Origin of the sequence: Rhizobium sp. RU20A (assembly GCF_900155885.1) — a bacterium.
GTDB lineage: Bacteria > Pseudomonadota > Alphaproteobacteria > Rhizobiales > Rhizobiaceae > RU20A.
Window position 1 is genome coordinate 128840 of the sequence record NZ_FTMB01000002.1, and the last position, 13587, is coordinate 142426.

General features: G+C 62.2%; 14 protein-coding genes. All 14 read right to left on the bottom strand.

The genetic code is table 11. The features are described 5' to 3' along the window. Positions 1–40: 40 nt before the first annotated feature. Positions 41–307, bottom strand: a complete 267-nt coding sequence (gene fliQ / locus F3H41_RS09245; protein ID WP_149738387.1) for a flagellar biosynthesis protein FliQ — start codon at positions 305–307, stop codon at positions 41–43. Continuing rightward, positions 304–741 carry a flagellar hook assembly protein FlgD gene (gene flgD / locus F3H41_RS09250; protein WP_149738388.1) on the bottom strand — a complete coding sequence of 146 codons (438 nt, stop codon included), beginning with the start codon at positions 739–741 and terminating at the stop codon, positions 304–306. Before flgD ends, fliQ begins: the two co-directional genes overlap by 4 nt. Beyond that, positions 732–1181, bottom strand: a complete 450-nt coding sequence (flbT, locus tag F3H41_RS09255; protein ID WP_149738389.1) for a flagellar biosynthesis repressor FlbT — start codon at positions 1179–1181, stop codon at positions 732–734. The genes flgD and flbT overlap by 10 nt, the downstream gene beginning before the upstream one ends. Continuing rightward, complete coding sequence (flaF, locus tag F3H41_RS09260; RefSeq protein WP_149738390.1) at positions 1178–1525, bottom strand: flagellar biosynthesis regulator FlaF; 348 nt, start codon at positions 1523–1525, stop codon at positions 1178–1180. The genes flbT and flaF overlap by 4 nt, the downstream gene beginning before the upstream one ends. A gap of 34 nt (positions 1526–1559) precedes the next feature. Continuing rightward, positions 1560–2612 (bottom strand): flagellar hook-associated family protein, encoded by a 1053-nt coding sequence (locus F3H41_RS09265; RefSeq protein WP_149738391.1) that lies wholly within the window; start codon positions 2610–2612, stop codon positions 1560–1562. A gap of 6 nt (positions 2613–2618) precedes the next feature. After that, positions 2619–4085 (bottom strand): flagellar hook-associated protein FlgK, encoded by a 1467-nt coding sequence (gene flgK, locus F3H41_RS09270; protein ID WP_149738392.1) that lies wholly within the window; start codon positions 4083–4085, stop codon positions 2619–2621. Positions 4086–4113: 28 nt separating this feature from the next. Further along, positions 4114–5319 (bottom strand): flagellar hook protein FlgE, encoded by a 1206-nt coding sequence (locus F3H41_RS09275; RefSeq protein ID WP_149738393.1) that lies wholly within the window; start codon positions 5317–5319, stop codon positions 4114–4116. A 107-nt stretch (positions 5320–5426) separates the two neighbouring features. After that, the gene (locus tag F3H41_RS09280; RefSeq protein ID WP_149738394.1) at positions 5427–6098 is read right to left on the bottom strand and encodes a response regulator transcription factor; all 672 of its coding nucleotides are present in this window, start codon (positions 6096–6098) and stop codon (positions 5427–5429) included. A 279-nt stretch (positions 6099–6377) separates the two neighbouring features. Beyond that, positions 6378–6896, bottom strand: a complete 519-nt coding sequence (locus tag F3H41_RS09285; RefSeq protein ID WP_244616157.1) for a lytic transglycosylase domain-containing protein — start codon at positions 6894–6896, stop codon at positions 6378–6380. Further along, positions 6880–8643 (bottom strand): flagellar hook-length control protein FliK, encoded by a 1764-nt coding sequence (locus tag F3H41_RS09290; protein WP_149738396.1) that lies wholly within the window; start codon positions 8641–8643, stop codon positions 6880–6882. Before F3H41_RS09290 ends, F3H41_RS09285 begins: the two co-directional genes overlap by 17 nt. Positions 8644–8645: 2 nt before the next feature. Continuing rightward, on the bottom strand, positions 8646–9950 hold the full coding sequence (gene motC, locus F3H41_RS09295) for a chemotaxis protein MotC (protein ID WP_149738397.1): 1305 nt from the start codon (positions 9948–9950) through the stop codon (positions 8646–8648). Then, the gene (locus F3H41_RS09300; RefSeq protein ID WP_149738398.1) at positions 9950–11143 is read right to left on the bottom strand and encodes a flagellar motor protein MotB; all 1194 of its coding nucleotides are present in this window, start codon (positions 11141–11143) and stop codon (positions 9950–9952) included. Before F3H41_RS09300 ends, motC begins: the two co-directional genes overlap by 1 nt. Further along, positions 11140–11775 (bottom strand): hypothetical protein, encoded by a 636-nt coding sequence (locus F3H41_RS09305; protein ID WP_244616150.1) that lies wholly within the window; start codon positions 11773–11775, stop codon positions 11140–11142. The genes F3H41_RS09300 and F3H41_RS09305 overlap by 4 nt, the downstream gene beginning before the upstream one ends. A 556-nt stretch (positions 11776–12331) precedes the next feature. Further along, positions 12332–13297, bottom strand: coding sequence for a flagellin (locus tag F3H41_RS09310; protein WP_149738400.1), 966 nt, complete (start codon positions 13295–13297; stop codon positions 12332–12334). Positions 13298–13587: the final 290 nt, after the last annotated feature.

The window sequence follows — 13587 nt, forward strand, 5'->3', positions numbered from 1 at the left end:
GCGCGAGGGTGGCTGAAAAGGAGTTGGTGCGCAGCGGGGCCTAAAAGCCCGTCTGGATGCGCGAAAAGACGACGTTCGTGAAGATGGAGATCTGCGCGCCGATGAAGGGCGCGGAGATGGCAACCGCCGCCATGACGGCGACGATCTTGGGCACGAAGGTCAGGGTCATTTCCTGAATCTGGGTCAGGGCCTGAATGAGCGCGACGACGAGCCCGACGACCATGGCCGCGCCCACGGCGGGCCCGGATGCAACCATCACTGTCCAGATGGCATTCTGGACGATGTCGAGCGCGTCGGCTTCATTCATTCCTGGCTGGTCCCGGTCGTGGCAGCGGCGATCTTCACCCCCTGCCCGATCGCGATCTTCGATCCGTCTGCGAGCACCGCGGTGATTCCCGTAGACGTTACCTCAACCTGCTCCACAACACCACTCGTCTGCCCGTCGGCGCTCGTCACCTTACGGCCGATGACCGAGTCGGCCTGACCGAGCGCGTTGCTCTGGAGAATGGCCTCGAGGTTGGTGTTGGTCTTGATCGACTGTTCGACCTGCGAGAAGGTCGCCAGCTGGGCGATCTGTTCGGAAGCCTTCATCGGATCGGTCGGATCCTGGTTCTTCATCTGGGCGATCAGCAGCTTCAGGAAGCTGTCGTAATTGACGCTCGCCGCCTTGGACGCCTTTTCAGACGCCGTGGCGCTGTTGACTTTCTGGGGGATCGTCGTGTCGATCGGGGTTACCGCCATGGGGCAATTTCCTTGCGGATCTGTTCGATCGTGGCCGCCGGCATTTCCTCGCTGTTGAGGATGCGGTCCTCGATCGGGTAAAGGCCGCGGATGGCCTTCAGCGCGTCGAAGGCGCGGCCCTGCGAGACGAGAGCGTCGATGCGCTTCAGCTCGGCCAGAACCTCATCGTTGCGGAAGCAGTTCAGCAGCATCACGACCGACTTGCGGAACATGAGGGTGGACTGCTCGGCCCCTTCCGGATTGATGAGGATCATCTGGGCGATGAAATAGAGCTGCTTCAGCGGCGTGGTGGCGTCTTCCGGCTGAAGAACGTGGTTTTCCAAAAGGAAGGTCACGTCGTTCAGAAACTCGATGGCCACCTTGCGATCGACGCGCAGCACCGCACCGTTGACGAAGATACGTTCGCCGGACTTCAGTGAGATACGCAGTGTGCTCTTCATTTGAGGCCATCCTTGATGATGGTGGTGATATCGATAATGCCCTGGAAATTCATCGATTCCCTTTTCCGGATCTTCTCGGTTTCATTGAGAATCCAGATGGCAATGGAAATGAGGTTGGCGCGCAGTTCGTCGTTCAACTGGTTTTCCGGAGACCGGAGATCCTCGATGAACCGGATCCAGACACGACGCGTGAAGTAGATCGCTTCGATCGCCTCCCGCGAATAGCCGCGCTGCTGCTTGGCCGCTTCGAGAAGCGCGAGCGAGCGATCGAGAACCTGCCTTTCGCGGTCCTTGGAATCCGCGACGCCGTCCTCCATGATCTCGGCGTAGGAAAACTGGTACATTCAGACATCCTTCATGTTGTCTTCGGTCCCTCGGTCATTTGAGGAAGTTTATCAGACTCATCTGTTGTATGCGCGAGGTGAGCGTGTACGAGGTCTGGATCTGCGTCAGCAGCGTGTTCATGCGCGTGGATGCTTCGTAGGGATCGACATCCACGAGATCGTTGAGGTGCGTTTCCACAAGGTTGGTCTGCAGTTGCAGAGACGTGTTGGCGTTCTCCACCCTGTTTTGCGACACGCCGAGCACGCTCGCCTCGCGGATAAGGCCCGCGATACTCTGCTGGGCGTAGTTCTGCACCGTCACGTTCAGGCTGGCGCGGACTTGCGGCGTAATGCCGGAATCCAGCAGTTCCATCCCGATGACGGAGGCGAGGGCGAACATGCGCACGCCTGTCGAATTGGCATTGGACGAGCTTTGCACGACCTCGTTGGCGGTGATGCGGCTCTGGATGTTCTGGTCGGAGGCCGACGACCAGTCCGTGGTCCACTGGTTGCCGGTATAGAGCGGCTCCAGCGTGTTCTTCACGAAGTCGTCCATGTCGGCGACGGTGAACTGATCCATCGACGTATAACCGCGGCCGGCCATGAACGTGGCCTTGGCATTGTCGAACGTCGCCTTGGCGGGCGAGCCGGGCTCGTAATCCTTCAGCGGCTGGGCATCGGTGTTGATACCGGCCATCAGATACTCGCCGTTGAAGGCGCGCGTGTTGGCGGCGCCGAGGAACGTCTGGAAGGACGAAACGAGATCGGTCTTGGCGATGGAGAGATTGGTCTTGTCGTCCGAGCCAAGCACGGAGAGCAGCACCGTGTTGATCTTCTCGCCGGCCTTGCGCATGCTGTCGAGCGCCACCTGGGAAGCGGACAGACGCTGGCTGACAACCGTGTTGGTTTCCTTCAGGCTGTTGAGGCGCTCGATCTCGGCCGTCAGGTTGACCACCTGCGAGGTGCCGGATCCGAGCGACACGCCCGCGTCGTCGCGCTTGCCGGTCGTGACCTCTCCCTGGAGCTTGCGCAGCTCTTCCTGGGCCCGGTTGATCGTGGTGCGCATCGCATTCTGGCCGGCGAGCGTCGAAACGAAGGATGTTTTCATGGCGCGTTACCTCACCGAGTCGAGCAGGGTGCGCAGCATTTCGCTGACCGTGCTCAGAAGCTTGGCCGAGGCCTTGTAGGACTGTTCGAGATCCAGCATCAGCGACAGTTCCTCATCGAGGCTGACGCCGGTGGCATTGGCAAGGGCCTGGTCGGTCTGCGAGCGCATCGCCGACTTGGTCTCGCTGGCATTCTTCGCGGCGCTGCGCACCTCTTCCAGCCAGCCGATCGACGCGGCGCCATAGGAAATGATCGTCGCCTTACCGACGATGCCAGCGCTCACATCGAAGGAGCGGTCGGTGCTCATGTCGACGAGATAGTCGTCGAGAACCTTGGAGTAGCCGACGGAAATCGGGGACGTTCCGGTCGGATCATTGGGGCTGTAGTCGCCGCCATTGATGCCGCCGTCGCGCAGAAGCGTCGGCTTGGCGATGACGGCATCGGCCACCTTGATCGTTCCGGCAATGCCCGGGACAAGCGTCGTTGCCGATGGCAGCGTCGGTCCGCCGTCCCAGGTAAAGAGACCGGCAAGGTCGGGCTGGGCGGTGGCCGTCTGATCGGTTTCGCGGAAGATATTGATGAGCCCGCGGGCGATTTCGTCGAGCTGCGCCTGCATGGTGGGCGCTACATCGTCGCGCAGTTGCAGCAGGATCGCCAGCGTGCCCTGCCCCGTCGTGTTGCCGCCCGTGCCGGCCTTCATCGCGATACCGTCGACGAAGACCTCGTTGCCGGTCGTGCTCGCGTCAAAGGTGCCCTTCGGCACGAAGGTGACCGCGCGCGCGCTGTTTTCGAACAGGACGGTTCCGTCGGTGTTGTACAGAACCATGTCGTTGTTGTTGCGGGTCACCGCCTGGATGCCGGTGATCGACGCGATCTGCTTGAGCAACGCATCGCGCCGGTCGAGGGCGTCGCTGGCGTCCTTGCCGGTCGCCGTAAAGGTGATGATCTGGTCGTTGGCCTCGCCGAACTTCTTCAGCATCTGGTTGAGCTGAAGGACCTGCTCGGAAATTTCCTTGTCGACCTGGGCCCGCATTTCCTGCACGGACAGCGTCGTCGTGTTCAGCGAGTTGGCCAGATCACGCGCATTGCTGGCCGCCGTCGAGGCCATGGTGTTGTTGTTGGGCGATGCGGCGTAGGCCTGAAGGCTGTCGCGCAGCACCGACATATAGTGCGACGGCGAATTCTTGTAGCCGTCGCCACCAAGCATCGACTGCAACTGCTGCAAGCCGGAAAGCAGGCGCTCCTGGCCCGCCTCCTCGGAAATGCTCGTCACGTTCTGCTTGAACAGGTTACTGTTCTGGGCGCGCTGAATTGTTACAAAGCGCTGCCCGTCGGCATCGATCCCCATCATCGCCAGACGGCGCGCATAATCCGCATTGCCGGAATTCTGGATATTCTTGGCAACAATGGCCGACTGGGTCGCAGTATTGCCGAAGATGGTCTGCGCCGTCTGGATTGTCGATGCGAGGGTCATGACGTTGATCGTCCCTGGCCTAAGCCAATTAGCGCTTCAGGTTGACGAGGACGTCCAGCAGGTCGGAGCCGGTCTGGAAGACCTTGGAGTTGGCGGTGTAGCTGCGCTGTGCCTCGATCATGGTCGTCAACTCGGTCGCGATGTCGACGTTGGAGGTTTCGACCGCACCGGCAATGATGCTGCCGAACAGGCCTTCGCCGGCAAAACCGGTCACGACGACACCGGAATTGGGACCCTGCGAATAGACGTTGCCGCTCTGCGGGATGAGCTTGTCCGGGCTCTGCACGTTCGCCATGGCAACGCGGAAGACCGGACGCGGATCGCCCTTGTCATAGGTGAAGTAGAGAATGCCGTTCCGGTCGATGTTGACGCCCTTGACCTTGGCGGCAGCGTTACCGTTGATCGAGCCGCCATCCGGGTTGAAGGGGTAACCGAGCTGCGTCGTCTTGATCAGGTCGATTTCGATGGCTTCCAGGGTTGCACCGGTCGCCGGCACGGCCAGCGCCGTCGTCGTGAAGGTCGTCGGCACCGTGGAGACCGAGCCGTCGGCGGCAAAGGTCAGGGCCTTCGTGCCGATGCTGGTGCCGGAATCGCGGTCCACGACATCCACCGACCACGCATTGGCACCGGTCTTGGTGTAGTTGAAGTCGAGCAGGTGCGAGGTGCCCTGGCTGTCAAAGGCGCTGAGCGAAGTCTTGTAGCTGTCACCGACGGCCGCGCTGGCCGGCAGGTTGGCGCCCATGCCGCCCTTCGTCGAGGCCTGCGCCGCAAGGCCGCTTGTCGACAGGTTGATGGGCATCAGACCGTCAAAGCCGTTGACGACCATGGTCGGCGGCTGGCCTTCGACATATTTATAACCCATCAGCGTGTAGCCGGCGGTGTTGACGAGGTTGCCGTTCTCGTCCTGCGTGAAAGCGCCGGCGCGGGTCAGGAATTCCTTGCCGTTCTGGTCGGTTGCGATGAAGAAACCGTTGCCGTCGATCGCCATGTCGGTCGACGACGTCGTGTAGTTGGTCGCACCCGACTCGGAAATGGAGTAGCGCGTCGAGGTCTGTACGCCGCCGGAATTGTAGGCGCCGGTCGTGGCCGGCAGCAGCATGGTGGCGAATTCCGTCGACACGCGCTTGTAGCCGACCGTGTTGGCGTTTGCGATGTTTTCGCCGACGGCGGAAAGGCGGTTTGCCTGTGCGTTCATCCCGGAGCTACCGGTGTGCATCATCCCGTAAAGGCTCATGTCGCAATCCTCGTTTTGTTGTTCCGCAAGATTAGGTTTTGGGCCTTGCGTGAACCTGTTCTCCTTCCGGACGGGGCCGCCACCCCGTCCGGAAGGAGGAAATGCGCCTACTCCCAGTCGATGCAGTAGCCAAGGAAGCGCTTGGAATCGATCGGGTCGTGGCCGAGCTTCTTGCGCAGCTTCTTGCGAAGCTTGCTGATGTGGCTTTCCACGACGTTCTCTTCGACGTCCTCGTCGAAGATCCCGTAGATCGCATTGAAGATCTGCGTCTTGGAGACACGGCGGCCGCGATTGGCGACCAAATATTCGAGGATACGGCGTTCGCGCCGCGGCAGCGGGAAGACATCGCCGCTGATTTCTGGGTCGCGTCCGTCCGAGAAGACACGGATGGAGCCGACGTCGGTGTAGTTGACGATGGCTTTCAGGCGCCGGCGGATGGCCGCCGCACGCGCAAGGATCTCGCGGGGGTGAACCGGCTTGCGCACGACATCATCGACGCCGCAGTCGAAGAGGGCGAGCGTGTTTTCCAGCGACGGGCTGTCGCTGACGGCAATCACCGGTGCCTGGGAGCGATCACGGATCGCCCGCGGCAGGTTCAGGGTCTCGTTGCCCTGGCCGATCAGGAAGGCTTCAACCGCTTCGATGTCGGCCGCCGCGGCCGTGTTCACCCACTCGCCGAATTCCTTCGGGTCGAAGCCGGTGGAAGGAACGCCCTCCCGACCGAACAACGACGTGTAACCGTCTTTTACAAGTTCTCTTTCATCAACCACTACGATCATTCGTCCGCCTCCGAATCAATGTGGCACCTCGTAGACCTAGAGGTACGAATCGGGGGAATCACGAACAACTATGGAAACTGAGTGGCGCGAATTAATAGTTGATTAACCGATCTGTCCCGATTTGCGCTAGATTTAGTGGGTACAGACCCAAAATGGCACAAATCTCTTGGGGAGAAAGTTAACGCTCCGTTAAAATTCCGTTGATGCCGCAAATTGTCCAAATTCTGGACACAATGTGCCAAACGACATATTAGTCACTTTAAATTCTATTATTGCGTGTTATTGACAGAACTGGGAGGCGTTGGGCGTCCACTTGCCGTAACCCGTTGCAACCAGGTTTGCGATCACCCGGCAGACGTATTTTTTCTGCGCGGGGTCGTTGTTCGGGCCAGCGTGATACCGCGCGACGGCCATCGTCCAGGTCTCGTGGCGCGCATGCAGATCCGCCAGGAAGCGGGCCGCATATTCGACATTCTTGCGCGGATCGAGCATCTCGGCCGGCGAGGCAAAGTGCTCTCCATGGAAGTGATAATTGATCTGCATGCAGCCGAGATCGATGAGCTTGGCGCCCTGCGCACGCGCCGACTGAAAGCGCTGCAGCACACCCTCGGGGCTTTCCTCGAAGAAAGCCTTGCCCTCGATGTTCATGGCATAGGGCTGCAGCGAGCCCTTCCGGCCTGTTTCGGTCAGACCCACCGAATACAGGATACCGGCCGGAATGCCATATTTGGCAGCGGCATTGACGATTTCACGTTCACAGGCGCCGGCGGTTGCCTTCGCCTCAGATATAGACATCATCAGTGCGGATACGATCACCGGCAGCAGCCAGGCCTTCGCTCGCATTGTTCATCCTCCAGTCACCGCCCGCGGCCCCATCATGGCCACCCTGACGACGCTCGTCCCGCGCCCTGTCCCCGGACGCCTGTTGTCTTGCCTGCTGGTCGCCGGCCGTCTGGCCCGCACCGCTGTTGGTCTGTCCGCTGCCCTGGCCATTGCCCTGGCCGCCCGACGACGTGTCGGTCGACTGGCTGAGCACAACGGTGATCTGGTCGACGCCGAAGCCCTGATCGCGCAGGGCGCGCACCATGGCATCCTGATCGCCGGTCAGCTGGCGCAGGGCCTCGCCGCTCGTGACCCGCAGTTCGACCTGCAGTTCATTGTCCTTCAGCCGCATCGTCGCCGTAACGGCGCCGAGGTCGACCGGGTTGAGCTGGATCTTCAGCGTGTGCAGAACCTTGCCGGCGCTTGTCCAGGCGTCCGGGTTGGACAGCACCGTGGACGACATCAGGCTTGTCTGACCATCCATGCTGGCCGCGATGGCGTTGGTCACGGCCTGCGCATTGGCTGGCAGGGCGACACCGAGGTAACGGCGGCTATCGAGCACGACAACAGGCTCGGCCTTTGCCGTGTCCTTTGCGTCGACATCGCCCTTGCCGTCACCGCCGATGCGCATGGTGAGGGCCTCGCCCGTACCATCCGCCCGCGCGAAGCGGAACAGGCGATCCTTGCCGTTGCCATCAGCCTCGCCCGCAAGCGCATCTTCGGCCCCGCCGCCCTCAGCGCCAAGACCCGCAACGGCATCATGACCGTGCGCCTGCATCGCCGCCGCAGGCTTTGCCAAGGCATCGAGACCATCGGCAGCAGCATTCGCAGGACCGTCGCCCGTCTTCTTGCCCTGCAGGGCTGGAACGCCTTCACCGGCCATACCGAGCAGATCGAACAGCTGACCAAGGGGCGCCGCCGAAGCGCCGTCCGCCGGCCCTGCGACAGGCTTGGCATCGTCGGAACGCATTCCGGTCTCATCCTTGCCCGTCACGACGCCCACGAGCCGGGCCAGTGTCTGGTGGACGAGTTCGTCCGACGTCCTGGGAAGCGGGCCTGCGTCATCAGCCGTATCGGTCTTTGCCGCACCGCGCGCGTGCACGGTACCACCTGCCTGCGCCCGGTTGGCCGTCTTTGCCGATCCCGCAGCTTTGTCGACCGCGACCATCTGGACGGTATCCGCCACGTTCTCCTGCAACGATTCCGGGCTCTCTGCCGCGTTGCGCGCCTTGTGGATCACCGGCCGCGTGGCCGACGCCGCACCCTCCCCTTCCGGTTCGGCAGCGGATGTCAGGACAGACTCCGATCCAGGCAGCGTAGTCGACGGCTGCGTTGTTGTCGGCTGCGCCAGTGCGCCCCTTTCTCCCGCGACAGCGGCGGGGCGGTTCTGGGCAGTCTTGCCTTTGCGAGCGCCTGTGTTTTCCAACGGCTGGTCGCTCGTATCCGCCGCCTGTGCATCCTCGCCCGTCTCGGCGGTTTCAGCCTTCTGAAAGCGGATGTCGATTAGCGGTTTTGCGGGTGCGCCCGTCGCCTTCGCCGAAGTTTCGTCGTCCTTCGGATTTGCGCCCGATGTGCCCTGTCCCGTCTTGGCCAGCACCTCGTTGAAGCCAGCGGTTTCACCAGACGGACGCCCGGAGGCCGAGCCGCGATCGCCCGAGACCGCCTTGCCGGCACGCGGATTGGCTGTGGGCGCTGCGAGCAGGCTCTGGTCGAGGCCGGACATGGCTATTCCTTCTTCAGAAGCGCGTCGATGGCATCAAGGCGGCTCTTGTTCTGGGACAGGTAGTCCCCGAACTGCGGATCGACAAAAGTCGCCGCCGTGCCGTCACTGCCTGCAGTCTCGGCCGGTGGTGCTTCGCCAGTCGCTGCCGCGGGGGTCGCCGCGAAGGGGCTGTCGCTCGCACCGGCGCCGTCGCGCGGGGATTGCGGGATATCGTCGACAACGCTATCGGGAGCTGCTTGCGCGAGGCTTTCCGCCTCCGGCTGCTTTAGAACCTGCTCAGCCATTGCGCGTGCCGCCTCGCGAAGGGCCCGGTCTTCCGGCGAGAGGGCAGATTCCGGAATGGTGCTCATCTGCTCGACGGCACTGACAATGTCGGCCGTCGGCACATTGACGAGACTGGAATAGAGATCGGCGAGCGCTCTCGGCTCATCGTCGCCGGGATTTTCCGAGAGGACCGCGGCCCGCTCGGCCGCAAGCCGCGCAAAGTCGCTCATGCCGCTGATCGCGGCCCTTCGAGCGATCCGCAGGTAGACCTCGCGCTGCCGGCGATTGTCGAAGAAGGACAGGACCTCGACGAGCTTCTGCTCGTTTCCAGCGTCATGGTGGGTGACCGCAAAGTCCACGAAGGCATCGGCAAACTGACCCACATAGGGCGAGGTCAGGAAGCGGCGCGCGTAGATCAGAGCGTACCGGAAGGATCGGTCGACATCCTTCTCCTTGATCGCCAGCATCATCCCACGGCGCAGGGCCGACTCTTCAATGATCGTCCCTGGCGATTCCAGACGGGCAAGGTCGAAATATTTAAGCGCATCCTTGGGCGCCTGCTGGGCGCTGGCATTGGCAAGCACGAGGTAGAGATAGGGCGCGATGGGCGAGGTCTTGTATTCCGGCATGGCGGCCGTCAGCGCCTGCACCGTCAACGCACCCTTGCCGTTCATGTATTGGCGCACCGAATCCGTCAGCCGATTGTCGAAATAGCCGTTGATGTCGCGGGCGGCGAGTTCGCCGAGCGTGGCCGGATTGCCGCCGCTCATGGCGTAGATCATCGCGGCATCGACATTGCGCGGATCCCGAAAGACATCCGGTGCGGCGGCCCTCAGGCGCTTGTCGATGGTCGCCAGCATGAAGCGCTGCATCTCGCTGGCCGACTGGTCTCCCTGCACGATGCCATCCTGCACGGCGAGCAGCGAGCGCACCATGCGGTAAGGCGGCAGATCATCGGGCTCTTCCGCGATGGCTGGCGCGGCAAGCTGTGGCAGCAGGGCTGCGACCGAGATGAGAAGGAGGCGCAGGCGCCCGGCGAGCATCACGTCTTGTCCTGTGTGTCCTGAAGGAGAATTTCGATCCGGCGATTGGCCGGCGAGAGCGGATCATCGGGAACCTGCGGACGCCGATCGGCAAAGCCACTGATCTGGCTGACGCGCTTTTCGTCCAGACCGCCGCGCACCAGCATGTAATAGGCGCTTTCGGCGCGGGCCGAGGACAGACGCCAGTTGTCATAGGTGCCGCTCTTGAAGGGACGCGCATCGGTGTGGCCACGAATGGCGACAGCGCCCGGACGTTCGGCCAGGATCTTGCCGATCTTCTCCATGGCGACCACCATGTCGCGCTCCGGCACGGCCGAGCCCAGCGTGAACATCGGCGCCTCGCTCTGTTCGCTGATGCTGACCAGCAGGCCGCCTTCGGTCGGCGTGACGATCAGGCCTTCGGCGAGCTTGCCGGCCAGACCGCCGCCCAACGCCTTGTCGATGGCCTGCTTGAGTTCGACCGCCTTTTGCTCTTCAGCGGTCAAAGCCTTGGCGCCGGCCGCATCCTTGCCATCGGCCGGCTTGTCCGCGTCAGCCTTGGCGAGTTGTTCCTGACCGGCCTGTTCCTTGCCCGTCGTGTCGCCCGCAAGCTGCCCGGAAGAGCCGGATGCATTCTCGACCTGCATCTGCTTGGTCCAGAAATCCGGGTCGAAGGGATCGCGATAGGCCTCGCCGCCATCGGCGCCCGTTGCAGGGCCGGACTGCTGCGCGCCGCCCTCGCCCTTCGCACTGATATTGGCCTGCTGGCCCGTATCCTTGGCGATTTCGGAGAGGACCGAATAGGGATTTTCGAAGAAGTCGGCGTCGGAATATTTCGTCTCTTCGCCCGACGTCGCCGTGGCATCCTCACCGGTCTTGGCCGAGCCGCCGGTCTTGGTCTGATCACCGTCAACCTTGGACTTGTCCTGGTCCTGTTCGCCCTTGGCGTCCTTGGCCTGCTTCTTCACGCCCTTTTCGGACGGCTTTTCGTCCGTCAACTGGACCGGATTGAAGTAGGAAGCGATCGACGCCTTGGTCTTCTCGTTGGCAGCATTGACAAGCCACATCACGAGAAAGAAGGCCATCATGGCGGTCATGAAGTCGGCATAGGCGATCTTCCACGCGCCCCCGTGATGGCCGCCGTGATGACCGCCATGGCGCTTGACGATGATGATTTCATTCTTGCCGTGGTGATGGCTTTCGGGTTCGCTCATTCGAGTACCTTTCGAACCGTCTCGGCCCAGGCGTTCATGCGGGTCACGAGCACGGCTTCACCAAATTCCACCGTCAGGTCCACGTCGCCATTTTCCTCGTGGCGGAAGACCAGATCGGCGTCGTCGATCTTGTCCTTCAGCCGTTCATAAAGTGTTTCCGGTCCCCTCACGGTGATGCGACCACAATCGCCCTCCGCAAAGGCCCGGCGGACCATCCCCGCCATGTCGTCAATCGCCCGGCGCATCAGCGCCTCTTCCATGATGGGGGCGAGCGCCCGGGCGGTTTCGGTCATCAGCATGTCGGCGAGCCCATCGGCCATCTCGGTAAAGCGGGCATCGATCCGGCCCGCGACCTGATGGTCGAAGCGGGTCATGAGTTCCTGCTTTTCCGCGGCATGGCGGGCTTCGAGCTCTTCAAGGATGGCGGCATGGGCCGAAACGGCGGACTGCTGCGCCGCGAGCAGCGCGTTGCGCTCGGCTAGACCTTCGGCACGGCCCCGCTCGTAGGCCGCGCGGCGCTCGGCTTCGATATCGATCTCGGGCTGTTGCGGGCGTTGGGCGTGCATGTCCAGTCGAGCGGCTCGAGCGTCCTTGTCGGCGAAATAGCGCGGCGCCGCCGACAAGGCGGCCATATCCACCTTCGGGGCGCTGAAATCTTTAAGGTATCGTGAAAGCTGGACGGTCATTCGCTCGCTCTCGAGGCGGGTGCGACCGGAGATCCGTTGTGCCGGTGACGACGGGACCCGGCCGTTCCTGGCCCGAGGGGCCGGCTCTGCCAGACGTGCGTCTTCCCGGAACCGCATCGGACGGCGGCGGCCCGTCTTTCGGGTTTCGGCCCCGGTTGCCAGGGCCATGACGGTCCCTCGTTTCCGGAGCACAGGCGGCACGATCATCATATCGGCCGGCACCCACGTCATATGGCTGCGAGTGAAGGCTAGGCTGTCAAACTTGTGCGAGGATGATGATGCTCAGCCTCGCCTCGTTTCATGCGATGGCGCTCTTGCGCCCTTCTCTTGCGACGTTCTTGCGCGCTTCTTGTTCTTGGGTCAATGGCGCTGGACCGCGCCGGGGCAATCGGCGCGGTCCAGGCAGGGCCGCCGGACGCAGATGACCTGCGGCGCCCGGCGAATGCAAGGCCGAGATGTCTTCGGCCAGCGACCGCCACCCGGAAGCGGGTGGCGTGCGCGGTTACTGGAACAGCTTGAGGATGTTCTCGGAATTGGTATTGGCGATCGAAAGCGACTGAATGCCGAGCTGCTGCTGGGTCTGGAGCGCCTTCAGCCTGGTCGACTCCTCGTTCATGTCGGCATCGACAAGGCGCCCGATACCTTTGTCGATCACATCCATGAGGTTGGCGACGAAATTGTCCTGCATGTCGATGCGGGTGGTGATCGCACCAAGGGTTGAGGCGGCGTCGGTCAGCTGGCTGAGCATGGCATCGACCGCAGAGATCATGCCGTCAAGCTGCGTGTTGGTCGTTGCCGTGTTGATGACGACGGCCGTCGATCCCGTCGGCGCCGTGCCGCCGGTTGCGAGAATGAGGTGGTAGGTTGCTGCCGCCGTGCCGGGCGTGGTGCCGTCATCAACGGTCCAAGCTTTGGTCAACATGCCGCGAGAGGAATCTTTCGTGTCGATCAGGATCGAGCTGGCGGTATCATAGTCGAGGGTTGCGACCGAAACCGAGCCATCGGTTGCGCGGTTGAAGGAAGAGACGACCTGCTTGATGCCCGGCGCCGCAGCGTTCGCATTGTACAGCCAGTTCTCCCCGGAGAACGAGGCGGACTCGGCCGAGGAGGCGAGCTGGTTCTTGAGTTCGGTGATTTCCTTGTTGATCTTCACCTTGTCGACGCCCGGTTCACGGGCCGCGACGAGCTTGGCCTTGATCTCGGAGATCACCTTGATCGAGTTGTCCATCGCCGAATAGGCGGTATCGACCTTGGCGGCACCGAGGCCGAGGGCGTCCTGAACGGTGGAAAGCGCCTTGTTGTCGGAGCGCATGGTGGTCGCGATCGACCAGTAGGCGGCGTTGTCGGCCGCGGTCTCGACACGGTAGCCGGAGGAGATGCGGCTCTGCGTCGTTTCCATGTTGGTGTTGATCGAACGCAACGTCTGGAGTGCCGCCATGGCGGCGGAATTGGTCATGATGCTGGTCATCGTCGTAAAGCCCTGATGTTCGTTGAACCAAACATTCCGGAGTGGGACCGGCAGCGCGGGCAGGTGCATCATGCGACCGATCCTGTTTTGCCCTGGATCGGCCCGTCGCTCTTAACCATTACCTAACCAAAAGATGGTTAATCAACGGTTAACGACGTTAAGAGTACGGTCATTTTGGTTAAAACCAGTTCATAAACGTAAAGAAATCATGAGCTTGAGCACTGCCTATTTCCAAGCATTTCTGCCCGGAGGCTTTCGGCGAGCCCGAAAACGTGAAAGCCGCACCCCCT

Coding starts and splice junctions, on each gene's coding strand:
- flbT (WP_149738389.1), bottom strand. CDS start 1,181: ATGAAGAGCACACTGCGTATCTCACTGAAGTCCGGCGAACGTATCTTC.
- F3H41_RS09285 (WP_244616157.1), bottom strand. CDS start 6,896: ATGATGTCTATATCTGAGGCGAAGGCAACCGCCGGCGCCTGTGAACGT.
- F3H41_RS09305 (WP_244616150.1), bottom strand. CDS start 11,775: ATGGCCGCCTTGTCGGCGGCGCCGCGCTATTTCGCCGACAAGGACGCT.
- F3H41_RS09310 (WP_149738400.1), bottom strand. CDS start 13,297: ATGACCAGCATCATGACCAATTCCGCCGCCATGGCGGCACTCCAGACG.
- flaF (WP_149738390.1), bottom strand. CDS start 1,525: ATGTACCAGTTTTCCTACGCCGAGATCATGGAGGACGGCGTCGCGGAT.
- flgK (WP_149738392.1), bottom strand. CDS start 4,085: ATGACCCTCGCATCGACAATCCAGACGGCGCAGACCATCTTCGGCAAT.
- F3H41_RS09280 (WP_149738394.1), bottom strand. CDS start 6,098: ATGATCGTAGTGGTTGATGAAAGAGAACTTGTAAAAGACGGTTACACG.
- motC (WP_149738397.1), bottom strand. CDS start 9,950: ATGCTCGCCGGGCGCCTGCGCCTCCTTCTCATCTCGGTCGCAGCCCTG.
- flgD (WP_149738388.1), bottom strand. CDS start 741: ATGGCGGTAACCCCGATCGACACGACGATCCCCCAGAAAGTCAACAGC.
- F3H41_RS09265 (WP_149738391.1), bottom strand. CDS start 2,612: ATGAAAACATCCTTCGTTTCGACGCTCGCCGGCCAGAATGCGATGCGC.
- F3H41_RS09290 (WP_149738396.1), bottom strand. CDS start 8,643: ATGTCCGGCCTCGACCAGAGCCTGCTCGCAGCGCCCACAGCCAATCCG.
- F3H41_RS09275 (WP_149738393.1), bottom strand. CDS start 5,319: ATGAGCCTTTACGGGATGATGCACACCGGTAGCTCCGGGATGAACGCA.
- fliQ (WP_149738387.1), bottom strand. CDS start 307: ATGAATGAAGCCGACGCGCTCGACATCGTCCAGAATGCCATCTGGACA.
- F3H41_RS09300 (WP_149738398.1), bottom strand. CDS start 11,143: ATGAGCGAACCCGAAAGCCATCACCACGGCAAGAATGAAATCATCATC.